The organism is Streptomyces sp. NPDC001714 (assembly GCF_042892755.1).
Classification (GTDB): domain Bacteria; phylum Actinomycetota; class Actinomycetes; order Streptomycetales; family Streptomycetaceae; genus Streptomyces.
The window spans coordinates 420,358-441,719 of record NZ_JBIAUL010000006.1 but is presented as its reverse complement, the minus strand read 5'-3'; the positions used below and the strand labels follow the sequence as shown (position 1 = coordinate 441,719).

General features: G+C 72.3%; 19 protein-coding genes. 9 read left to right on the top strand and 10 right to left on the bottom strand.

Features of this window, described 5'->3' with window-relative positions; genetic code table 11:
- Positions 1-39 precede the first annotated feature (39 nt).
- The 6 genes from araD to ACFY0P_RS18785 form a co-directional block, all read right to left on the bottom strand.
- The gene (gene araD, locus ACFY0P_RS18810) at positions 40-1,794 is read right to left on the bottom strand and encodes an L-arabinonate dehydratase (RefSeq protein ID WP_388913788.1); all 1,755 of its coding nucleotides are present in this window, start codon (positions 1,792-1,794) and stop codon (positions 40-42) included.
- Positions 1,782-2,693: a dihydrodipicolinate synthase family protein gene (locus ACFY0P_RS18805; protein WP_388913785.1), complete on the bottom strand. Its 912-nt coding sequence runs from the start codon at positions 2,691-2,693 to the stop codon at positions 1,782-1,784. Before ACFY0P_RS18805 ends, araD begins: the two co-directional genes overlap by 13 nt.
- Positions 2,690-3,346, bottom strand: coding sequence for a GntR family transcriptional regulator (locus ACFY0P_RS18800; protein ID WP_388913782.1), 657 nt, complete (start codon positions 3,344-3,346; stop codon positions 2,690-2,692). The genes ACFY0P_RS18805 and ACFY0P_RS18800 overlap by 4 nt, the downstream gene beginning before the upstream one ends.
- 204 nt (positions 3,347-3,550) lie before the next feature.
- The gene (locus ACFY0P_RS18795; RefSeq protein ID WP_388913779.1) at positions 3,551-4,303 is read right to left on the bottom strand and encodes an MBL fold metallo-hydrolase; all 753 of its coding nucleotides are present in this window, start codon (positions 4,301-4,303) and stop codon (positions 3,551-3,553) included.
- Between the two features lie 95 nt (positions 4,304-4,398).
- Positions 4,399-4,980 carry a TIGR03086 family metal-binding protein gene (locus tag ACFY0P_RS18790; RefSeq protein WP_388913776.1) on the bottom strand — a complete coding sequence of 194 codons (582 nt, stop codon included), beginning with the start codon at positions 4,978-4,980 and terminating at the stop codon, positions 4,399-4,401.
- Between the two features lie 46 nt (positions 4,981-5,026).
- The gene (locus tag ACFY0P_RS18785) at positions 5,027-5,434 is read right to left on the bottom strand and encodes a DUF6010 family protein (protein ID WP_388913773.1); all 408 of its coding nucleotides are present in this window, start codon (positions 5,432-5,434) and stop codon (positions 5,027-5,029) included.
- A 238-nt stretch (positions 5,435-5,672) separates the two neighbouring features.
- Between ACFY0P_RS18785 and ACFY0P_RS18780 the strand changes: the two genes are divergently transcribed.
- Complete coding sequence (locus ACFY0P_RS18780; RefSeq protein WP_388913770.1) at positions 5,673-6,905, top strand: MFS transporter; 1,233 nt, start codon at positions 5,673-5,675, stop codon at positions 6,903-6,905.
- On the opposite strand, the gene ACFY0P_RS18775 is transcribed toward ACFY0P_RS18780, so the two are convergent.
- Complete coding sequence (locus ACFY0P_RS18775; RefSeq protein WP_388914167.1) at positions 6,848-8,002, bottom strand: hypothetical protein; 1,155 nt, start codon at positions 8,000-8,002, stop codon at positions 6,848-6,850. The genes ACFY0P_RS18780 and ACFY0P_RS18775 overlap by 58 nt on opposite strands.
- Positions 8,003-8,046: 44 nt before the next feature.
- Positions 8,047-8,988, bottom strand: coding sequence for a 5-dehydro-4-deoxyglucarate dehydratase (locus ACFY0P_RS18770; protein WP_388913767.1), 942 nt, complete (start codon positions 8,986-8,988; stop codon positions 8,047-8,049).
- Between the two features lie 251 nt (positions 8,989-9,239).
- Between ACFY0P_RS18770 and ACFY0P_RS18765 the strand changes: the two genes are divergently transcribed.
- From ACFY0P_RS18765 to ACFY0P_RS18735, 7 genes are all read left to right on the top strand, one after another.
- Entirely contained in the window at positions 9,240-10,049 is an 810-nt protein-coding gene (locus ACFY0P_RS18765; RefSeq protein WP_388913764.1) for an NAD-dependent epimerase/dehydratase family protein, read from the top strand.
- Between the two features lie 276 nt (positions 10,050-10,325).
- On the top strand, positions 10,326-11,096 hold the full coding sequence (locus tag ACFY0P_RS18760; RefSeq protein WP_388913762.1) for a DeoR/GlpR family DNA-binding transcription regulator: 771 nt from the start codon (positions 10,326-10,328) through the stop codon (positions 11,094-11,096).
- Between the two features lie 90 nt (positions 11,097-11,186).
- Positions 11,187-12,554, top strand: coding sequence for an ABC transporter substrate-binding protein (locus tag ACFY0P_RS18755; RefSeq protein ID WP_388913760.1), 1,368 nt, complete (start codon positions 11,187-11,189; stop codon positions 12,552-12,554).
- Positions 12,551-13,486, top strand: coding sequence for a carbohydrate ABC transporter permease (locus ACFY0P_RS18750; RefSeq protein WP_388913758.1), 936 nt, complete (start codon positions 12,551-12,553; stop codon positions 13,484-13,486). The genes ACFY0P_RS18755 and ACFY0P_RS18750 overlap by 4 nt, the downstream gene beginning before the upstream one ends.
- Complete coding sequence (locus ACFY0P_RS18745) at positions 13,483-14,328, top strand: carbohydrate ABC transporter permease (protein WP_388913755.1); 846 nt, start codon at positions 13,483-13,485, stop codon at positions 14,326-14,328. The genes ACFY0P_RS18750 and ACFY0P_RS18745 overlap by 4 nt, the downstream gene beginning before the upstream one ends.
- Positions 14,325-15,314 carry a zinc-dependent alcohol dehydrogenase family protein gene (locus tag ACFY0P_RS18740; RefSeq protein WP_388913753.1) on the top strand — a complete coding sequence of 330 codons (990 nt, stop codon included), beginning with the start codon at positions 14,325-14,327 and terminating at the stop codon, positions 15,312-15,314. The genes ACFY0P_RS18745 and ACFY0P_RS18740 overlap by 4 nt, the downstream gene beginning before the upstream one ends.
- An 81-nt stretch (positions 15,315-15,395) precedes the next feature.
- A complete protein-coding gene (locus tag ACFY0P_RS18735) occupies positions 15,396-16,574 on the top strand; it encodes a TerD family protein (protein WP_388914164.1) in 1,179 nt (392 codons plus the stop codon).
- 34 nt (positions 16,575-16,608) lie between these two features.
- On the opposite strand, the gene ACFY0P_RS18730 is transcribed toward ACFY0P_RS18735, so the two are convergent.
- On the bottom strand, positions 16,609-17,175 hold the full coding sequence (locus tag ACFY0P_RS18730) for a TetR/AcrR family transcriptional regulator (RefSeq protein WP_388913750.1): 567 nt from the start codon (positions 17,173-17,175) through the stop codon (positions 16,609-16,611).
- Between the two features lie 152 nt (positions 17,176-17,327).
- On the opposite strand from ACFY0P_RS18730, the gene ACFY0P_RS18725 reads away from it, so the two are divergent.
- Positions 17,328-18,785 carry an MFS transporter gene (locus ACFY0P_RS18725; protein ID WP_388913747.1) on the top strand — a complete coding sequence of 486 codons (1,458 nt, stop codon included), beginning with the start codon at positions 17,328-17,330 and terminating at the stop codon, positions 18,783-18,785.
- A gap of 249 nt (positions 18,786-19,034) precedes the next feature.
- On the opposite strand, the gene ACFY0P_RS18720 is transcribed toward ACFY0P_RS18725, so the two are convergent.
- Positions 19,035-21,329, bottom strand: coding sequence for a helix-turn-helix domain-containing protein (locus tag ACFY0P_RS18720; RefSeq protein ID WP_388913744.1), 2,295 nt, complete (start codon positions 21,327-21,329; stop codon positions 19,035-19,037).
- Positions 21,330-21,362 lie beyond the last annotated feature (33 nt).

The window sequence follows — 21,362 nt, the reverse complement described above, 5'->3', positions numbered from 1 at the left end:
GCATATGGTTGAAGCGCTTCGACGATCGTCGTGCGGGAGTCAGCCCGCGTACGGATCCGGGACTTCTCCCGGCCGGGCCAGGAACTCGAAGTCGCAGCCGGTGTCGGCCTGGGTGATCTGCTGGTCGTAGAGCGCGCCGTACCCGCGCTCGTACCGCACGGGCGGCGGTGTCCACGCGGCCCGGCGCCGTGCCAGCTCCGCCTCGTCCACGTCGAGTCGCAGGGTGCGCGCCTCGACGTCCAGGGTGATGGAGTCCCCGGTGCGGACCAGGGCGAGCGGCCCGCCGACGTACGACTCGGGTGCGACGTGCAGCACGCAGGCGCCGTAACTGGTGCCGCTCATCCGGGCGTCGGAGATCCGCACCATGTCCCGCACGCCCTGCTTGAGGAGGTGCTCGGGGATGGGCAGCATGCCGTACTCGGGCATGCCGGGACCGCCCTTGGGCCCGGCGTTGCGCAGCACGAGCACGGTCTCGGCGGTGATCCCGAGGGAGGGATCGTCGATGGTGCGCTGCATGGTCCGGTAGTCGTCGAAGACGACGGCGGGACCGGTGTGCCGGAGGAGGTGCGGTTCGGCGGCGATGTGCTTGATGACGGCGCCGTCCGGGCAGAGGTTGCCGCGCAGCACGGCGACCCCGCCTTCGGCGGCCACCGGGTTGTCGCGGGGCCGGATGACGTCGTCGTCGTGCACCCGCGCGCCGGCGAGCTGCTCGCGGTAGGTGTCGTACGACACCGTGGGCCGGTCCAGGTGGAGCAGGTCCGGGATGCGGGAGAGGAAGCCGGGGAGGCCGCCCGCGAAGTGGAAGTCCTCCATGAGGTACGTCCGGCCGCCGGGGCGGACGTTGGCGAGGACGGGCACGGTACGGGCGATGCGGTCGAAGTCGTCGAGGGTGAGCCGCACCCCCGCCCGGCCGGCCATGGCGATGAGGTGGATGACGGCGTTGGTGGAGCCGCCGAGCCCGAGGACGGTGGTGACGGCGTCCTCGAAGGCGTCGCGGGTGAGGAGGTGGGAGAGCCTCCGGTCCCGGTGGACGAGTTCGACGATCCGCATCCCCGCCCGGGCGGCCATCCGGTCGTGCCCGGAGTCGACGGCCGGGATGCTGGACGCGCCCGGGACGGTCACGCCGAGGGCCTCGGCGGCGGCGGTGAGGGTGGAGGCCGTCCCCATGGTCATGCAGTGACCGGGCGAACGGGCCAGCCCGCTCTCCAGCTCCGCCATCTCGCAGTCGCCGACGAGACCGGCGCGCCTGTCGTCCCAGTACTTCCACATGTCGGTGCCGGAGCCGAGGACCTCACCCCGCCAGTGGCCCGGGAGCATGGGTCCGGCCGGCACGAAGACGGTCGGCAGGTCCACCGAGGCCGCGCCCATGAGGAGGGCCGGGGTCGACTTGTCGCAGCCGCCCATCAGCACGGCCCCGTCGACCGGGTACGACCGCAGCAGTTCCTCGGTCTCCATGGCGAGGAGGTTGCGGTAGAGCATCGGGGTCGGCTTCTGGAAGGTCTCCGAGAGGGTGGCGACCGGGAACTCCAGCGGGAATCCGCCCGCCTGCCACACGCCCCGCTTGACCGCCTGCGCCCGGTCACGGAGGTGCACATGACAGGGGTTGATGTCCGACCAGGTGTTGAGGACGGCGATGACCGGCTTGCCGAGATGCTCCTCGGGGAGGTAGCCGAGCTGGCGGGTCCGGGCCCGGTGGCTGAAGGAGCGGAGCCCTTCGGTGCCGTACCACTGGTGGCTGCGGAGTTCCTCGGGCGGCTTGCGCGGGGTGTTCTCGCCGGGGCTCACAGGGACCATCCGGCGGCTATGGCGGCGACCTCGGCGCGCCCTTCCTCGGGCAGCTGCCTGCTCGGCGGGCGGACGTCGCGGCGGCACAGGCCGAGGGCGGCGAGGGCCTCCTTGACGACGGTGACGTTGTCGGCGGAGCCGTTCGCGGCACGGAGTTCCTCGAAGCGGCGGATCTGTTCCCAGACCTTCATGGCCGCCGGATAGTCACCGGCTCGAAGCGCTTCGATCATGTTCAGCGAAACGGCCGGGGCGACGTTCACGAGGCCGGAGGTGAAGCCGGTGGCGCCGGCCGAGAAGTAGGAGGGTGCGTAGGGCTCGGCGAGCCCGGCGACCCAGACGAAGCGGTCGAGCCCCGCGTCCCGGGCGAAGGCGGCGAACTTGGCGGCGTCCGGGACGGCGTACTTGACGCCGATCACGTTGGGGCAGGCGTCGGCGAGTTCGGCGAGGCGGGCGCCGGGGAGCTGGGCGTTGCGGACGTACGGGACGACGCCGAGTTCGGGGACGGAGGCCGCGATGGCCCGGTGGTAGTCGACCCAGCCGGCCTGCGAGACGTACGGATGGACGGGCTGATGGACCATCACCATCTGCGCGCCGTGCTCGCGGGCGTGCCGGGCGGAGGCGACGGCGGTGGGGATGTCGTGCCCGACCCCGACCAGGACGACCGCCCGGTCCCCGGCCTCGTCGAGGGTCAGCTCGGTGACCAGCTGCCGCTCCTGGGGGGTGAGGGCGTAGAACTCGCCGGTGTTGCCGTTGGGGGTGAGGGTGCGGATCCCGCCGTCGAGGAGCCGGCGGAGCAGGGCCCGGTGGGCGCCCTGGTCGACGCCGCCGTCCTCGGCGAAAGGGGTCACCGGGATGGCCACCACGTCGGCCAGGGCCGCCCGTCGGGTCTCGAACGCCACGCTGCTCATACCTGGCCTTCCTGGTTCGCTGCCTGGGGGAACGCCCGGTCGACGAAGGATGCGATGTGGGTGTGCAGGGTGCGGGCGGCGCCGTCGGCGTCGCCGGCCAGCGCCAGCCGCAGGATCTCGCGGTGCTCTCCCGCCTCCTGTTCCCAGGAGGGGGAGGCGGCCCAGGCGACGGCGGAGACGAGGGCGGCCTGGTCGCGGACCTCGTCGAGCATCCGGCCGAGGAGCGGGTTGCCGCACGGGAGGTAGAGGGCGCGGTGGAAGTCGCGGTTGGCCAGGGAGCGTTCGGCGGTGTCGCCGGCGTTGTCGGCGCGGGAGAGGGCGTCGCGGGCGGCGTCGAGGGGGGCGCCGCGTCGCACGGCCCGCCGAAGGGCCTCGGGCTCCAGGAGCAGCCGTACGTCGTAGACCTCGCGTGCCATGTCCGCGTCCACCATGCGCACCGTGACGCCCTTGTACTGGCTCATCACGACCAGCCCGGTCCCGGCGAGGGTCTTGAGCGCCTCCCGCACGGGGGTCTTGGACACCCCGAACTGCGCGGCGAGCTCGGTCTCCACCAGGGCCTGACCGGGCGTCAGCTGCCCGGTGAGGATGCGGTGTTTGATCGCGTCCAGCACGAACTGCGTGCGCGACGGAATCGGCATGGGCACAGAGGTCATGCGCGCCTCTCGGGGTCCCGTATCAGGTGGAGGACCTGATCTGACGTATCTGATCTCACGTATCGCGTCTCATATATGACGTATGAAGTACGACGCGGATGAAGGTAGGAGGACGGCTGTGTTTCGTCAATGCTTCTGACAAAGGTGGGGCGGGCCGGGACCGACCGCGCCGTGGCGGGCACGCCCGAGACGGCCACCGCCGCTTCAGAATCCCCGCGCCTCGCCCTCCCGCGCCACGCTGGTGGGCCGTCCCGACACCGCCCCCGCCCGGGCCGCCGCCACCTCCCGGGTCAGTGCCGGGCCCACGTGGGTGACGAGGAGTTCCCGTACGCCCGCCTCCCGGGCGATCCGCCCCGCGTCCTCCGGGGTCAGGTGGATCCGTTCGCCTTCGCGATGCCGGTCGAGGTCGGCCTCGCACAGGAAGACGTCCGCCCGGGTGGCCAACTCGGTCAGGGCGGCGCACGGGCCGCTGTCGCCGGAGTACGCCAGCACGCTCCCCTGGCACTCGGCGCGCAGTCCGTAGGCCTCCGTGTCGTGGGCCACCGCCCGGGTGGCGAGCCGCAGGTTCCAGTGCTGGACGGTGTGGCCGTCGTACAGCGGGCGGAAGTCGAACACCCCGGTCAGGAAGCGCGGGTCCGGCCGGCCGAAGAAGCCGGCCAGGCGCTGTGCGCACTCCTGTGGCGCGTAGACCGGGATCGGTGCCGCCGGGGTCAGGCCGCCGAAGGCGTACGCGTACGCGGCGGCCAGCAGATCCGCGCTGTGATCCGCGTGCAGGTGCGAGAGCCAGATCGCCGTGAGCCGCGCCGGATCCGTGTACCGCTGCAACTCCGCGAAGGTTCCCGTCCCCGCGTCCACCCACACCTCGGCGCCGCCGCCCCGCACCAGGTAACCGGAGCAGGGGCGGCCGGGTCGGGGGTAGGGGGAGGCGGTGCCGAGGACGGTGAGGCTCAAGGGCATGGCGAGGAGAGTACGGATCCGGGTCCCCGCCCGCTCAAGGATCGGGTCCTTTTACGCCTCGGCCACTCGCGGGTCGATCCGTTGCGGCCGGCCCCCTACGGCTTCCACCCCGGGTCCCGGCCGCTCAGCCCCACCGCCCGGTCCAGCAGCCGCGCGCCCTCCGGCACCGGCACGAGGGGGCCGAACGGGCCCCGGTCGCCGTCCGCCGCCATCCGCAGGAAGCCGTAGGCCGCCTCCAGGGCCGCGGGATCCGGGACGTATTCCTGGCCGGTGGCCCGGGCCAGGTCCCAGCCGTGGACGACCAGTTCGTCGGCGACGACCGCGCCCGCCACACCGCCCGGCAGGTCGATCCCGCCCGCGCGCGTCATGCCGTCCCACGCCGACGGGTCGCGCCAGGCCTCCGCCAGCGCGTCCAGCGCCTTGGGCAGCTCCTGCCGCCACTCCGGCCCGAGGACCGGCAGCGACGCGTCGGGGCGGTGGTCGGTCGCGGCCCCCAGATCCTTGCGGGCCGCGTCCCGGAAGGCCACGGACAGGCCCGCCACATGGCCCAGCAGGTGACGGACGGCGTAGTCCGGACACGGCGTCGCCACCGCGAGCTGCCCGTCCGTCACGCGCTCCGCGAGTTCCGCCACGATCCTCGTCTGCGGGCCGAGGTCGATCATGGTCGTACCAGTCATCCTGCTGCCTCCCGGTGCACCGGTTCGGTCGTCTGCTCCGTCTCCGTCAGGAGGTGGACCGCACGGCCTTCCGAAACTCATCGGTCCGCCACACCGACACCCCGCCCAGGAAGCACCACAGCGCGATCACCGGGTCGCAGATCGCACACCCGAACGACGAGTCGAGGAGGAACGGGATCAGCGGCGAGCCCTTGATGTCGTGGACGACGTCCCACGCCGTGTGCAGCAGCCAGCCGACGCCGACGAAGGTCCAGGAGTCCAGGCCGCGGTAGGCGACGTACGTGGCCACCGCGGTGAACGCGAACTCCCAGCCGCCCAGGCCGCCGCCGCTCAGGTACGCGGCGCCCGCTCCGGCCACCATCACCGCGTTGAGGCGGCGCCGGTGCGGTTCGCGGACGAGGGACATGAGAAGGACGTAGACGAGACCGATGAGGATCGGTGCGATGTAGCGCATGAGGCCGACGGTAGGGTCGCGGCCGCACCGGCCCCATGGGCATTGCCGACAGGTTCCGACGGATTTCCGCCGGGCGGGCCGCACGGCGCCCGCGCTCTGTCCACCGACGCCTCCGGCACTGTCCCGGCGTCGTCCCCCGTCGTTCCGCGTCGTTCCGCGTCGTTCCGCGTCGTTCCGCGTCGTTCTAAGGCACCTTCCCGATCCCCGCACCACCGCCTTAGACCCACGATGACCAGGCATGACGACCACCTCCTGGGCCGTGGCCCGCCTGCTGCGCGACCGGAACGCCGCCCTGTACCTCACGGGCGTCGTGGTGTCCGGCTTCGGCACCTCCGCGCTCTGGCTCGTGTCCGGCGTCTGGGTCAAGGACCTCACCGGCTCCGACGGCCTCGCCGCCCTCTGCACCGCCGCCCTCTGGGCCCCCACCCTCCTCGGGCCCGTCCTCGGCGGCCTCGCCGACCGCGTCCGCCGCAGACCCCTGGTGATCCGCACGAACCTCGCCCTCGCCCTTCTCCTGCTGCCGCTCCGGACGGTCGACTCCGCCGCCTCCGTCTGGCTGCTCCTCGCCGTCCTCGTCCTCTACGGCGCCGCGGGCGTCGTAGCGGAGGCGGCCGCCTCCGCGCTGGTCGTCAGCGCCGTCGACCCGGCTCTCCTCGGCGACTTCAACGGGCTGCGGATGACCGCCCGCGAGGGCATGAAGCTGGTCGCCCCGCTGACCGGAGCCGCGCTGTACACGGCGTACGGCGGGCCCGGCGTGGCGCTGCTGGACGCCTGCACCTTCGTGCTGGCGGCAGGGCTGTGCGCGCTGCTCCGGGTGCGGGAGGAGCGGCCCGGACGGGCGTCGCGCGGCAGCCGGCGGGGGCAGACCGCCGAGGGGGTCCGGATGCTCTGGGCCCATCCGGTCCTACGGCCGCTGGTGCGGGCCGGCGGCGCCACGATGTGCCTCGCCGCGCTCGGCAGCAGCATGAACTACGCCGTCGTGGCCGCCCTCGGTCACTCCCCCGCCTACACGGGCGTGCTGTACGCCGTCCAGGGCGTCGGCTCGGTCGGCGTCGGGCTGGTCTCGGGGCCCGCGCTGCGGCGGCTGGGCGAGCGGCGGTTCGCGGCGTGCGGGATCGCGTTGACGGGGGTGGCGGTGGCCGGCCGGGCGGTGCCCTGTGACATGGCACTGCTCGCGTGCGGCCTCGCCGGCGGTCTCGGCCTCCCCTGTGTGCTGATCGCCGCGTACACCGCCGTACAGCGCGAGATCCCGGCCGCCGCGCTGGGGCGGGCGACCGCGACGGCCGACACGCTGATGTTCACACCGAACGTGGCCGGACTGGCCGTCGGGGCCGCCCTCGTCGAACTCGTCGACCACCGGCTGCTGTTGCCGGTCTTCGGCGGCACGCTGCTCCTCACCGCCGGGTCACTGGTTCAGCGCAACGCCTCCCGGACCGCGGCCAGGTCCCCGTCGGACGCCAACCCGGCGTGATACAGCCGCAGTTCGGTCGCACCCAGCGCGCGGGCACGGTCCGCGTCCGCCGCGAGGGTCCCGGGGCTGCCGCCCATCCCGGAGACCACAGTGAAGTTGGCGGCCACGACCGTGTCCGCACGCGCGTGTCCGGCGAAGGGCGTCAGCAGGGCCGTACCGCCCGCGCAGGGGACCACGACGCCGTCCGCGACGGACAGGATCCAGGCCGGGTCCACGCCTACGTTGGCCCCGCAGTGGTACGTCACCGGGTCGGCGTGCAGCAGCACCTGGAAGCCCGCGGGGGCCGCCGCGCGCACCGCGGTCACGGCCGTCTCCTGGAGCGTGCGGGCCTGTCCGTCGCGCCACGCGCGCGTGGCCGCCGCCACCGCTGCGCCGAGCAGCTTCTCCACCGTCGGCCAGCCGGCGTCGTCTCCCGTGCCCCGCCACAGCGGCTCCAGGGCCTCCCGTACGGCGGCGGCCAGCTCGTCGGCGTCCAGGCCCTGTTCGCCGTACCCGGCCCGGCACGCGGGGCAGAAGCACAGCGCCATCAGGTACTGGCCGGCGTCTCCCAGACCGACCCCGGCCGTCTTGTCGTGGGCGTGCAGGTGCTGGAGGCCGTACCAGCCGAGGGACTCGAGTTCGGTGCCGGCCGCGCCGGGGCGTACGGCGGCCTCGGCGGCGAGGCCGGCCAGGTACGCGCGCGTGGCGGGCTGGGCGATGCAGGGCGCCCAGGGGTAGCGGTCGCCGTAGGCGTTGACGACGGAGGTGTCCGGATGCTCGGCGCCCAGGCGGGAGTTGTGGGCGAGGATCACCCAGGTGTGGACTTCGAGGCCGGCGCCGCGCAGCGCATCGGCCGCCTCGCCGTGGGCGTCGCCGGGGGCCCAGTCGCCGGCCGGGTAGGGGCGCAGCTCCCGGCCCGTCCAGTCGCCGGGCGGGTAGTAGACGGCCGCGTGTTCGGCGGTGACGATGCGGTGGCGGGGGTGGCGGGGGGTCAGCGCGCGGGTGGAGTGGTAGGCGGAGGCCAGGGTCACCTGGTCGACGCCGAGCGCGGCGATGCGGTCCGCGGCCTCGGGATCCCCGTTCACGTCCCAGGGGTAGACGAACGCCGACGCCTTCAGCCGGCCTTCCGCGGACGCGCGCGGTCGTCCTGCTCCGGGCGCGGTCACGCGTCCTCCTCCAGCAGCGCGTACCCGCGCTCGATCAGCTGGGCGAGCTGCTTCACATGGTCCTCGGCCGGCTCGTGCAGCGGGGGGCGGACCTCGCCGACGTCCAGGCCGCGCAGTCGTACGCCCGCCTTGACCAGCGAGACGGCGTATCCCCGGCCCTGGGCGCGGAGTTCGACGAACGGGCGGTAGAAGCCGTCCAGCAGCCGCTCGGCCGTCGCCCGGTCGCCCTCGCGCAGGGCGGCGTGGAAGGCGAGGGCGATCTCTGGGACGAAGCAGAAGACGGCGGAGGAGTAGAGGTCGATGCCGATGGCCCGGTAGGCGAGCTGGGTCTGTTCGGCGGTGGGCAGGCCGTTGAAGTAGAGGAAGTCGCCGGGGACCTCGGTGCGGACGGCGCTGACGATGCGCTGCATGAGGTCCAGGTCGCCGAGGCCGTCCTTGAAGCCGATGACGCCCTCGGTGCGGGCGAGTTCGACGACCGTGGGCGGCGTGAACACGGCGTTGTCGCGCTGGTAGACGATCATGGGGAGGCCGGTGGCCGCCGCCACCTCGCGGTAGTGCCGGAGCAGGCCCTCCTGGCCGGCGACCACCAGGTAGGGCGGCATGGCGAGGAGGCCGTCGGCGCCCGCGTCCGCGGCGAGACGCGCGTAGCGTACGGCGAGTGCGGTGCCGTAGCCGGCGCCGGCCACCACCGGTACCCGTCCTTCGGCCGCTTCCACTGCCGCGCCCACGCAGGCCTCGAACTCCTCCGGGAGCAGCGCGTGGAACTCCCCGGTGCCGCAGCAGGCGAAGACGGCGGCGGCTCCGGCCTCGACGCCCCGGCGGACGTGCTCGCGGTAGGCGTCGAGGTCGAGGGAGCCGTCGGGGCCGTAGGCGGTGACGGGGAAGAAGAGCGGCCCGCGCGGGTCACGGAGCCGGGCGGCGAGAGGGGCTGGCGTCACGGGCGCTCCCTGTCGAGGCGGTCGACGCAGATCGTGCTGCTGATGCATGTCTCTGATCGGCGTCCATATTCATGAACGTGACCACGTTACGAGGCCCCCTTGGGGCCGGTCAAGGCGACAAACGACCAACAGTCGAGCGGATTACCGCACTCCAAGGCACACTTGACTCGGCGTGCCACATCTCCCTAGCGTGTCCATGAATGTGAATGCCATACACGGACGCGACCGGCGCTGATCCAAGGAGACCGTGGATGCCCACTCCCCGCACGCTACTGCTCACCGGTGCCGCCGGCGGACTCGGCACCCTGATGCGGTCCCTGCTCCCGGAGTACGGCTACGAGCTGCGCCTGTTCGACGTGCGCCCGATCGAGGGCGAACCGGACGCGATCACCGCCGACCTCGGCGACAAGGACGCACTGCGGGCGGCCGTACGGGGCGTGGACGCGGTCCTGCACCTCGCGGGGATCTCCCTGGAGGCCCCCTTCGAAAAGATCCTCCGCGCGAACATCGAGGGCACCTACAACCTCTACGAGGCCGCCCGCGAGGCCGGCGTACCGCGGATCGTCTTCGCCTCCTCCAACCACGCCGTCGGCTTCACCGCGGCCCCGCGCGCCGGCGATCCGCTGATCCCGATCGACACCCCGCGCCGCCCGGACACCTTCTACGGCCTGTCCAAGGCGTTCGGCGAGGACCTCGCCCAGCTGTACTGGGACAAGCACGGCCTGGAGACGGTCTCCGTCCGCATCGGCTCCTGCTTCGCAGAGCCGGCCGACGTGCGGATGCTCTCCGTATGGATGAGCCCCGCCGACGGCGCCCGCCTCTTCCACGCGGCCCTGACCGCCGAGGAGGTCGGCCACACCGTCGTCTACGGATCGTCCGCCAACACCCGGCTGTGGTGGGACCTGAGCACCGCGCGGGCGCTCGGTTACGAGCCGCAGGACGACTCCGAGCAGTTCGCCGCGAAGCTGATCGCCGAGCACGGCGAACTGGACCCGGAGAAGCCGGCCCACACCCACCTCGGCGGCCGTTTCGTCGACGACCCGCCCGTGTGGCCGTACTGAGCGGCACACCGGGCGGCGGAAAACGATCGCCCACGGCGGCGGGCGGGCACCGAACGGGCCCGCCCGCCGCCGTGTTCGGGCATCCGGGCCGCCCGCTCCCACCCCTTCCCCGGCAGCCGCGCAGGTCCGAGGCGGGCACTCCGCCCGGCAAACGGGCACGCACGGGCAGTATCGGGCCCGCAACAGGCCTGGTCAGGCTCGCACACCCGCTGTAGAACTTGCTGCATGGCCCGAACGGGCAGCTCCGTGCGGTTCCACAAGGAAGTGGGTGACGGGATGAGCACGCAGACGGCGGAAGAACGGCAGCGCGAGATCGTGCGAGCCGCGCGCGCCACGGGCTCCGTCGACGTCACCGCGCTCGCCGACGCCCTGGGCGTGGCCAAGGAGACCATCCGGCGCGACCTGCGCGCCCTGGAGGACCACGGCCTGGTGCGCCGTACCCACGGGGGCGCGTATCCCGTCGAGAGCGCCGGTTTCGAGACCACGCTCGCCTTCCGGTCGACCAGCCATGTCCCGGAGAAGCGACGGATCGCGTCGGCCGCCGCCGAACTGCTGGGCGACGCCGAGACCGTCTTCGTCGACGAGGGCTTCACCCCCCAGCTCATCGCCGAGGCGCTGCCGACGGACCGGCCGCTGACCGTGGTCACGGCGTCGCTGCCGGTCGCGGGCGCGCTCGCCGAGACCGAGAACATGTCGGTCCTGCTGCTGGGCGGCCGGGTACGGGCCGGCACACTGGCGACCGTCGACCACTGGACGACGAAGATGCTCGCGGGTTTCGTTCTCGATCTCGCCTACATTGGAGCCAACGGCATCTCGCGCGAGCACGGGCTGACCACGCCCGATCCGGCCGTCGGCGAGGTCAAGGCGCAGGCCATCCGGGCCGCACGCCGGACGGTCTTCGCGGGCGTGCACACCAAGTTCGGCGCCGTCAGCTTCTGCCGCTTCGCCGAGGTCGGCGCCCTGGAGGCGATCGTGACGAGCACCCTGCTGCCCACGGCCGAAGCCCACCGCTACTCCCTGCTGGGCCCACAGGTCATCCGGGTCTGACAACGGTCTGACAACCCACCGACGCACCCTCCGAAGGCCTCCCCACACCCATAACTGCCCCATATATCCCGATTCCTCCAGGAGCGATCCATGCGAACCCCGAGCCGACGGAGGCCGCGAGTCACCCTCGCCATGGCCGCCGCAGGGACGCTGCTCGCCCCGCTGCTCTCCGGCTGCTGGGTCGGTGCGGGCGGGTCCGGTTCCGGTGGCGATTCGATCAACGTGCTGATGGTCAACAACCCCCAGATGACGGAACTCCAGAAGCTCGCCCCGCGCTTCACCGAGGAGACCGGCATCAAGGTCAACTTCACCGTCCTGCCCGAGAACGACGTCCGCGACAAGATCAGCCAGGACTTCGCCAACCAGGCCGGCCAGTACGACGTGGCCACCCTGTCCAACTACGAGATACCGATCTACGCCCGCAACGGCTGGCTGCACGAGATGGACTCGTACGTCGCGAAGGACCCGGGCTTCGACCAGCAGGACATCCTGCAGCCGATGCGCGAGTCCCTGACCGCCGACGACGGCAAGCTCTACGGCGAGCCCTTCTACGGCGAGTCGTCGTTCCTGATGTACCGCAAGGACGTGTTCGCGGCGAAGGGCCTGACGATGCCCGCGCACCCCACCTGGCAGCAGGTCGCCGACCTCGCCGCCAAGGTGGACGGGGCCCGGTCCGGCATGCGCGGCATCTGCCTGCGCGGCCTGCCCGGCTGGGGCGAGATGATGGCGCCGCTGACCACGGTCGTGAACACCTTCGGGGGCACCTGGTTCGACAAGGACTGGAAGGCCCAGCTGACCTCGCCCGGATTCGAGAAGGCGACGAAGTTCTATGTCGACCTGGTCCGCGAGCACGGTGAGTCCGGCGCCCCCCAGTCCGGCTTCGCCGAGTGCCTCAACAACATGACCCAGGGCAAGGTCGCCATGTGGTACGACGCCACCAGCGCGGCCGGCCTCCTGGAGGCGAACGGCTCCCCGGTCAGAGGCAAGCTCGGCTATGTCCCGGCGCCCGTGGAGCAGACCAAGTCCTCCGGCTGGCTCTACACCTGGGCCTGGGGCATCCAGAAGGCCTCCCGCAACCCCGACAAGGCCTGGAAGTTCGTCTCCTGGGCGTCCAGCAAGCAGTACGAGGACCTGGTCGGACAGACCAGCGGCTGGTCCAACGTCCCCGCGGGCAAGCGCGCGTCGACGTACACGAACCCCGACTACGTCAAGTCGGCCGCCGCGTTCCAGGAGATGACCAAGGAGGCCATCGAGAGCGCCCGCCCGAACGACCCCGGTGTCCAGCCGAGGCCCGCGCCCGGCATCCAGTTCGTCGACATCCCCGAGTTCACCGATCTCGGCACCAAGGTCTCCCAGGAGATCAGCTCGGCCGTCGCCGGACGGCAGTCCGTCGACTCGGCCCTCGAGAAGTCCCAGCAACTCGCCGAGAAGATCTCCAAGGAGTACGAGGGACGATGACCGCGACGACAGCCCCCTACGCAGCGACACCCGCACGCGCCACGCGGCCGCCCTCCGCCCGCCTGCGCGCCTGGGCCACCCGGGCGCCTCTCCTGCCCGCCCTGGTCTTCATGATCGTCGTGACCCAGCTGCCCTTCGTGGCCACGGTGGTCATCTCCTTCTTCGACTGGAACGCCCTCTACCCGAACGCCCGTCACTTCGCCGGCGTCGACAACTACCGCCAGGTCCTCACCGACGCCGACCTGCGCCACTCGGTCTGGACGACCGTGCTGCTGACGGTCACGGTGGTCCTGGTCAGCCTGGTCCTCGGCCTCGCGCTGGCGCTGCTCCTGAACAACAGGTTCCGCGGCCGGGGCATCGTCCGCACCCTGCTGATCGCCCCGTTCCTGGTGGTCCCGGTGGCCGCCGCCCTGCTCTGGAAGCACGTCCTCTACAACCCCGAGTACGGCCTGCTCAACGGCCTGTTGCACTACGTCGGCGGACCGCAGCCCGACTGGATCTCCAACACGCCGCTGCTGGCGGTCGAGGCCGCGCTGGTGTGGCAGTGGACGCCGTTCATGATGCTGATCCTGCTCGCCGGACTGCAGAGCCGTGACCCCGAGCAGATCGAGGCGGCGCGGGTCGACGGCGCGAACGAATGGCAGATCTTCCGCCACCTCACCCTCCCCCACCTGCGCCGCTACCTCGAACTCGGCGCCCTGCTGGGCTGCATCTACATCGTCCAGAACTTCGACGCGGTCTTCACGATCACGTCGGGCGGCCTGGGCACCGCCAACCTCCCCTACACCGTGTACCAGAGCTTCTACCAGGCCCACGAGAACGGCCTCGCCTCGGCCGCCGGCGTCCTGGTGGTCATCGGCTCGATCATCATCGCGACCTTCGCCCTGCGCGTGGTGTCGTCCCTGTTCCGCGAGGAGGTGTCCCGCGCATGAGCACCATCGCCCTTCGCCTACGGCAGCACCGGGGCCTCGGCATCGGCCTGGTGGCCTGGCTGGTCGGCATCGTCTTCTTCTTCCCCATCGCCTGGATGGCGCTGACGTCCTTCCACTCCGAGGCGGACGCGGCGACCAACCCGCCCTCCTTCGGCGCCGCCCTCACCCTGGACGGCTACCGTGAGTTCTTCGGCGCGGGCGGGGGCGCCAGTCCCTGGCCGGCGCTGATCAACTCGGCGGTCGCCTCGATCGTCTCGACCCTCTTCGTCCTCGTGCTGGCCTTCCCGGCGGCGTACGCGCTGTCGATCCGGCGGGTGAGGAAGTGGACGGACGTCCTGTTCTTCTTCCTGTCCACGAAGATGCTGCCGGTGGTGGCCGGGCTGCTGCCGATCTACCTGTTCGCGAAGAACACCGGGATGCTGGACAACATCTGGTTCCTGGTCATCCTCTACACCTCCATGAACCTGCCGATCGCGGTGTGGATGATGCAGTCGTTCCTCGCCGAGGTCCCGGTCGCGGTGATCGAGGCGGCGCAGATCGACGGCGCCCGCCTTCCGACCATCCTCGCGCGCGTGGTCGCCCCGATCGCCCTGCCGGGCATCGCCGCAACCTCGCTGATCTGCTTCATCTTCAGCTGGAACGAACTTCTCTTCGCCCGAGTCCTGACGGGCGTGGTCGCCGAGACCGCCCCCGTCTTCCTGACCGGCTTCATCACCAGCCAGGGCCTGTTCCTGGCCAAGGTGTGCGCCGCGTCGCTCGTCGTCTCCCTGCCGGTGCTCGCCGCGGGGTTCGCCGCCCAGGACAAGCTGGTCCAGGGCCTGTCGTTGGGAGCCGTGAAATGAAGGCCGCAGTCATCGAGTCCGTGGGCCGTGCCGTCGTCACGGAGGTCCCCGACCCGACACCCGGCCCCCGCGAGGTCGTGGTGGAAGTGGCCGCGTGCGGGCTGTGCGGGACCGATCTGCACATCCTCCAGGGCGAGTTCGCGCCCAAGCTGCCGATCGTGCCGGGGCACGAGTTCGCCGGCGAGGTGGTCGGCGTCGGCTCCCAGGTGACCGAGGTGGCGATCGGCGACCGGGTCGCGGTCGACCCGTCCCTGTACTGCCACGAGTGCCGCTACTGCCGGGACGGCCACAACAACCTCTGCGAACGCTGGGCCGCGATCGGCGTGACGGTGCCGGGCGGCGCCGCCCAGTACGCGGTGGCCCCGGTCGCCAACTGCGTGAAGCTCCCCGAGCACGTCCGCACCCAGGACGCGGCCCTGATCGAACCGCTGTCCTGCGCGGTACGCGGCTACGACGTCCTGCGGTCGAGGCTGGGCGCGCACGTGCTCATCTACGGCTCGGGGACCATGGGCCTGATGATGCTGGAGCTGGCCAAGCGGACCGGCGCGGCCGGCGTCGACGTGGTCGACCTGAACCCGGCCCGCCTGGAGACCGCCCGCGCGCTCGGCGTCTCGGCGACCGCCGCGAACGCGGACGAGCTGGACCGGCCGCGGGGCTGGGAGGTGGTGATCGACGCGACCGGCAACGCGGCGGCGATCCAGGACGGCCTGGAGCGGGTGGCGAAGGCGGGCACCTTCCTCCAGTTCGGCGTCGCCGACTACGCGACCCGGGTGACGATCGACCCCTACCGCATCTACAACCAGGAGATCACCATTACCGGCTCCATGGCCGTCCTGCACAGCTACGAGCGGGCGGCGGAGCTGTTCGCGAACGGGGTCCTGGATCCGGAGGTCTTCATCAGCGACCGGCTGCCGCTCGACAGCTACCCGCAGGCGCTGGAGCAGTTCGCGGCGGGCGTGGGACGGAAGATCGTGGTGGTTCCCTGAGCCGATCGGGGGGATTCCCGGGGGCGCCCGTCGGTAAGGGAACGGTAAAGCGGGGTCGTTCGTTCACGGGGCATGACAGCTATGACCCCTGGCTCGAACATCCCTCTCCCCGTCTCCCGGGTGGCGGTGGACGTCGCCGCCCCCGTGCGGCTCGACGTGTCGGGCCTGCTGCTCACGGGCGACGGCAAGGTGCGCTCCGACGACGACTTCATCTTCTACAACCAGCCCAGCGGCCCGGGTGTGACGTACCGCTCCGGCGGCGGTACGGCCCCGGACGCGATCACCGTCGACACGGCGGCCGTGCCGCCCGGCATCGAGAAGATCGTCGTCACCGCGAGCCCCGACGCCGCGGGCCAGACCTTCCAGGGCGTCGAGCCGACGGCGACGATCCGCAACGCGGACGACGGCTCGGTGCTGGCCACCTTCACGCCTCCGCAGCTGGGCACGGAGACGGCCCTGGTGGTCGTGGAGATCTATCTGCGGGGCGGCGCGTGGAAGGCCCGCGCGGTCGGCCAGGGGTATGCGAACGGGCTGGCCGGCATCGCCACCGACTTCGGCGTGACGGTGGAGGAACCGGCCCCGGCGCCCGCGGCCCAGCCGGCTCCCGTACCGGCCGCCGCGGCCCAGCCGGCCGCGCCCGCCGCTCCCCCGGCACCGCCGGCTCCGCCCGCCCCCGGCGCCGGGAAGATCAACCTCGACAAGGGCCGGGTCAGCCTCCAGAAGAACCAGACCGTGTCCCTGGTCAAGGGCGGCAGCCCACTGCTCTCCCAGGTCATGATGGGCCTGGGCTGGGAGCCGGCGTTCCGGGGCAAGGACATCGACCTGGACGCGTCGGTCATCGCGTACGGCCCGCAGCGCGACCATGTCGACAGCTGCTACTTCGGCAAGCTGTCCATCCTGGGCGGCGCGATCAAGCACTCGGGCGACAACCTGACCGGGGAGGGAGGGGGCGACGACGAGGTGATCGCGGTGGACCTCGGCCGGATCCCCCCGGAGGTCACCGGCCTGGTCTTCACCGTCAACTCCTTCTCCGGCCAGAAGTTCACGGAGGTCGCCAAGGCCTACTGCCGTCTGCTGGACGCCGCGACCGGCGAGGAGCTGGTCCGCTTCGACCTCACCAACGCCGAAGCGCAGACCGGCGTGATGATGGCGAAGCTGGTCCGGCAGTTCTCCGGCGAGTGGGACATGACGGCGATGGGCTCGTTCGTGAAGGCCCGCACGGTACGGAACATGGTGAAGCCGGGGGCGGAGGCGCTCTGACCCGAGTCCGGCGACGGGCGTGCGGCCGTGGGCGCTACGGCCGCAGCCCCTCCGTGAGCAGTGACAGATAGCGCCGGATCTCCTTGCCCTGCCCGTCGGCCAGTTCCGAGGCCGTGGCCAGCCCGTGCGCCAGGCGCAGCAGTTCGATCGGCTCGATGTCCGCGCGCAGCGTCCCCTCTTCCTTCGCCGCGTCCACCAGGCGGGTCGCCGCGCCGCGGACCGTGACGCCGCAGGCCGCGACCGTGGCGGAGCTGCCGTCCGTGACGGCCGAGCCCAGCAGGGTCTTCAGGCCCCGCACCTGGATGGTGGCGAGGCACAGTTCGTTCAGCCACTCGGTCAGTGCCGAGCTCGGTGGAAGCTCCGCGGCGAACTCGTCGGCCTTCGCGGCCAGTCCCTCCAGCCGGTCCACGAACGCGGCCTCCAGCAGCGCCTGCCGGGTCGGGAAGTGGCGGTAGAGCGTGCCGGAGCCGACGCCCGCCCGTTTGGCGATGTCGTCCAGCGACGCGTTCTCCCCATGCTCGGCGAAGGCCTCGACGGCGACCGCCAGCAAACGCTCGTAGTTGCGGCGAGCATCCGCGCGCATGGGCCTGACCTGCGTCATCCAGTTACTCCTTGCGAACCGGGGACTCTCTCCGTATCTTATCGAACACTAAACGGAGACAGTCCCCGCTTACTGCCGTGCGCACCACGGGCGGTCCGGCCGCCCGTACTTCGCCATGCCCGCGCCGGGGACGCACAGACCGGGAGAACCTCATGTCCGCCCCGTCCAGCCCGTCCAGTCCGTCCGCCCCGTCCACCACACCCGACGTCCCGCCGGACTCCGCGCACCCCGCCAGGCTCGGCTCCGCCCTCCTCGTCATCGTCACCGCCTACATGATGGTCGGCGTCGACTCCACCGTCGTCAACGTCGCGCTGCCCGACATCCAGCGGGGCCTTGGGTTCAGCCGCACCGGCCTGTCCTGGGTGCTCAACGCCTACACCCTCGCCTTCGGCGGTCTGCTGCTGCTCGGCGGGCGGGTCGGCGACATCGTCGGCCGCCGTCGTACGCTCGGCGCCGGAGCGCTGCTGTTCGCGCTCTCCTCGCTGCTCGGCGGGGTCGCCGCGGAGGGCGGCTGGCTGCTCGCGGCACGTGCGCTGCAGGGCGTCGGCGCGGCGCTGATCGCGCCCAGCACCCTGGCCCTGATCACCACCAACTTCCCTCCGGGCCCGCGCCGCCATCACGCCCTGAGCGTCTACTCCTCCGTGGCCGGCATCGGCGGCTCCGTCGGCCTGGTCCTGGGCGGCATGCTCACCTCGTGGGCCTCCTGGCGCTGGGCCCTGCTCATCAACGTGCCCATCGGCATCGCCCTGTTCCTGGCCCTGCCCCGGTTCGTCGCCGAGACCCCGCGGCACGCGGGCCGCTTCGACCTGGCGGGCGCGCTGACCGGGACGGCCGGGATGACCTCTGTGGTGTACGCGTTCATCCGGGTCTCCGAGGACGGCTGGACCGACAGCCGGTCCCTGCTCGGCTTCAGCTGCGCCGTCGCGCTGCTCTTCGGCTTCGCGCTGATCGAGTCCCGGGCCGGCCAGCCGATCATGCCGTTGCGGCTGTTCGCCGACCGGGACCGGGCGGGCGGCTATCTGACCGTCATGCTGCTGCCCGCGGGCATGTTCGGCGCCTTCTACTTCCTCACCCTCATCTGCCAGCAGGTCCTGGAGTACGGCCCGTTGCGCGCCGGGTTCGCGTTCCTGCCCATGACCCTGGCCATGTTCACGATGGTGCGGCTGCTGCCGAAGCTGCTGGCCCGCTTCGGGGCCAAGCCGGTGCTGCTGACCGGCATCACCCTGCTCGTCGCCGCCGGCGGCTGGCTGTGGCGGCTGCGGCCCGGCGACGGCTACGCCACCGGGCTGCTCGGTCCGCTGCTGTTGCTCGGCGTGGGTGTCGGCCTGAGCTTCATGCCGCTCAACGCGACGATCCTCGCCCGTATCGGGCCGCGGGAGGCGGGCGCCGCGTCCGGCCTGCTGCAGACCTTGCAGTGGCTGGGCGGCACCCTCGGACTCGCCGTCCTGGTCACGGTGTACGGCACGGCGACCCGGCACACCACCGGCACCCCGGCCGAGATCCTCACCCACGGCGCGGCACGCGCCTTCGGCATCGGGTCGCTGGTCGCGGTGGCCGCGCTGCTGGTGGCGGGGTTCGTGATCACGAGCCCGCGGCGGCGACACCCCTAGACCCACATCTTCGTCGCCCGCGCGGTCAGGTCCCGCCCGGGTGGCGCGGCCGGGATCGGTGACGGCCGGCAGGTGCCGGACGCAGCAGGTGCCGCCGCCACCGCCGCAGATCCGGCTACGACGGTACGGGCGCCTGGGCGATCCTTCTCCGCCTACGCGAGCCGAGCCGAGCCGACGCGGGGGCCCGAGTTCCGCTGCCCGGACGCCCAGAGCCGCCACCCGCTCGCCGTGCGGGGACCCGCGCGCCCCCTAGCTGCCAGGGCCGTCGGCGTGGTCCGCGACGACCGGAGGATCCGCGTCGACCGCACGGGCCGCGAGGCGTTCGAGCGAGGCAGCTGTCCGTTCCGCGGCGGTCGTGTCACCGACCGAGCTGAACAGCCGGTGCGCCTCACTGAGTTGGGCGTGGGCCTGGGCCTGGTCACCACAGTGCTCCAGGGCGGTGGCGAGGCCGGTGAGCGCACGGGCTTTGAAGCGGTCCGCGCCGCCATGGGTGGCCGGGGCGATGACGGTCCGATACACCTCCACCGCATCGGACCAGCGCCGAAGGGCCAGCAGGTCACGGGCTATCTCATGCCGCAGGATCGCCTGCGCGAACTCCTGGAAGCCGGGCACGTCCCCCGCGTCCGTCCCGAGCAGGCCCCGATGGACGGCCAACGCCTCCTCCGCGCGGCCGGATTCCCGCAGGGCGCTGCCCAGCAGCCGGCGGGACACCGCCAGCCCGGCCTGGTCACCGGCCGCCCCGAAGAGCCGTACGGCGTCCTCGGCCGCTCGTGCCGCCTCCGCGGGCCGGCCCAGGTACATGCCGGCACCGGCGATGTAGACCCATGCCCAGGCCTGCTGGCCGGTGTCACCGGCCTGGGTCGCCGACTCCAGCGCACGGCGCGCGTGTTCCTCGGCCTGCTCGTACGGTCCGCCGCGCACCGAATACGTCCAGGCGAGGCAGTTGAGCTGGTGGGCCTCGGCCGCCCGGTCGCCGAGCGCGGCGGCGGCGCGGACGCCGTAGGTGAACACCGTGCGCCACTCGGGCCAGGCGTCCCAGCGGTCGGAGAACCAGTACAACGTCCGCGCCGCGTGCAGGATCTCCGGGTACCGCTCAGCTTCGAACATGAGCTGCAACGCGCCCACCCAGTGGGCACGTTCGGTGCTCAGCCACTCCTCCGCCTCCTCGGCTGACCCGGGTGCGAAGGCCGGGGTGGCTCCCGGCCACGGCTCGGGCGCGCCGGGTGCCTCGAACCAGCGGCCCGCCGCCGAGGCCGACCGCAGCAGCCAGTCCGCCATGCCCAGGGCGGCTGCTTCGGCCGACAACGGCGGCTCCTCGGCCTGGAGTCTCTCGCGCGCGAAGAGTCGTACGAGATCGTGCAGTGCGTAGCGGCCCGGCGTGGTCTCCTCCAGCAGACCCCGCTCGACCAGCAGGTCGAGGGCGTCCTGGACCGCGATCAGGTCGTCGTCGCCGGTGAGTACGGCAGCGAGGCGGGGGCCGGTGTGATGGCCGGGGAGCAGGGCGAGCCGACGTAGCAGCAGCCTGCGGGGAGCGGTGAGCTGGCGGTAGGACAGGGCGAGCGCGCCGCGTACGGCCAGGTCGCCCGCGACCAGGGTGCCCAGCCGCCGTTCCTCGTCCGCGAGTTGCTCCGCCAGCCGGGCGGGGGTCCAGGCGGGGCGGCTGGAGAGGCGGTTGCCGACGATCCGCAGGGCCAGCGGGAGATGCCCGCACAGTTCCGCCAGCCGGCCGATCGCCTCCGACTGGCCGTCGGTGCGCGGCGTGCCGAGGATCCGTTCCAGCAGTGTCACCGACTCCCTGCCGCTGAGAGCACCGAGCCGGATGCGCCGTACGCCCTCCAGTCCCGTCAGCGGGCGTCGGCTGGTGACGAGTACGAAACCGCCCTCCGCGTCCGGCAGCAGCGGCCTGGCCTGCGCCTCGTCGGCCGCGTCGTCCAGGACGACCAGCACCCGCCGGGTGCTGAGCGTGGCCCGGTAGACGGCCTCGCGCGCCACCGGGTCCACCGGAATCCGGTCGGGCGGATGCCCGAGCCCCGTCAGCAGCAGGACCAGTGCCTCGGCGGCGGACAGCGGTGTGTCGCTCATGCCGTGCAGTCGCACACTGACAGAGCCATCCGGAAAGAGCTCTCCCAGCCGCCGTGCGGCCTGCGCGGCGAGGGTCGTCTTGCCCTGTCCGCCCGGCCCGAAGAGGACCACCGCGCGGGCACCGGCGCCGCGGGCGAGCGCCTCCAGATCGGTCAGTTCCTGCTCCCGTCCGGTGAAGTCCGGGACTGTGCGCAGGAGATACGGCGGCGCGGCCGGACCGCCCCGTTCCCGGCCGGCGTCGGCCAGCCGCTGCAACCGCTGCGACTGCTCGCCGTCCAGCTTCAGGGCGGCGGCAAGCGCGTCGACGGTGCGGCGCTGTGGCCCACGGCTGCGGCCGCGTTCCATGTCGCCCAGCGCCCGGACGCTGACGCCGGACGCCTGCGACAACTCCTCCAGGGTCAGCCGCGCCGCCCGGCGCAGGGAACGCAGCATCGCGCCGAAGGCGGTGGCGCCATGGGACATATCGGATGGGGAAAGTCTGGTCATCACGACAAT

Bases quoted from the DNA above. Each gene is read 5' to 3' on its own strand.
- ACFY0P_RS18735 (WP_388914164.1), top strand. From the start codon at position 15,396: ATGACCCCTGGCTCGAACATCCCTCTCCCCGTCTCCCGGGTGGCGGTG.
- ACFY0P_RS18740 (WP_388913753.1), top strand. From the start codon at position 14,325: ATGAAGGCCGCAGTCATCGAGTCCGTGGGCCGTGCCGTCGTCACGGAG.
- ACFY0P_RS18785 (WP_388913773.1), bottom strand. From the start codon at position 5,434: ATGCGCTACATCGCACCGATCCTCATCGGTCTCGTCTACGTCCTTCTC.
- ACFY0P_RS18765 (WP_388913764.1), top strand. From the start codon at position 9,240: ATGCCCACTCCCCGCACGCTACTGCTCACCGGTGCCGCCGGCGGACTC.
- ACFY0P_RS18760 (WP_388913762.1), top strand. From the start codon at position 10,326: ATGAGCACGCAGACGGCGGAAGAACGGCAGCGCGAGATCGTGCGAGCC.
- araD (WP_388913788.1), bottom strand. From the start codon at position 1,794: ATGGTCCCTGTGAGCCCCGGCGAGAACACCCCGCGCAAGCCGCCCGAG.
- ACFY0P_RS18795 (WP_388913779.1), bottom strand. From the start codon at position 4,303: ATGCCCTTGAGCCTCACCGTCCTCGGCACCGCCTCCCCCTACCCCCGA.
- ACFY0P_RS18750 (WP_388913758.1), top strand. From the start codon at position 12,551: ATGACCGCGACGACAGCCCCCTACGCAGCGACACCCGCACGCGCCACG.
- ACFY0P_RS18745 (WP_388913755.1), top strand. From the start codon at position 13,483: ATGAGCACCATCGCCCTTCGCCTACGGCAGCACCGGGGCCTCGGCATC.
- ACFY0P_RS18805 (WP_388913785.1), bottom strand. From the start codon at position 2,693: ATGAGCAGCGTGGCGTTCGAGACCCGACGGGCGGCCCTGGCCGACGTG.
- ACFY0P_RS18790 (WP_388913776.1), bottom strand. From the start codon at position 4,980: ATGACTGGTACGACCATGATCGACCTCGGCCCGCAGACGAGGATCGTG.
- ACFY0P_RS18725 (WP_388913747.1), top strand. From the start codon at position 17,328: ATGTCCGCCCCGTCCAGCCCGTCCAGTCCGTCCGCCCCGTCCACCACA.
- ACFY0P_RS18720 (WP_388913744.1), bottom strand. From the start codon at position 21,329: ATGTCCCATGGCGCCACCGCCTTCGGCGCGATGCTGCGTTCCCTGCGC.
- ACFY0P_RS18780 (WP_388913770.1), top strand. From the start codon at position 5,673: ATGACGACCACCTCCTGGGCCGTGGCCCGCCTGCTGCGCGACCGGAAC.
- ACFY0P_RS18800 (WP_388913782.1), bottom strand. From the start codon at position 3,346: ATGACCTCTGTGCCCATGCCGATTCCGTCGCGCACGCAGTTCGTGCTG.
- ACFY0P_RS18730 (WP_388913750.1), bottom strand. From the start codon at position 17,175: ATGACGCAGGTCAGGCCCATGCGCGCGGATGCTCGCCGCAACTACGAG.
- ACFY0P_RS18755 (WP_388913760.1), top strand. From the start codon at position 11,187: ATGCGAACCCCGAGCCGACGGAGGCCGCGAGTCACCCTCGCCATGGCC.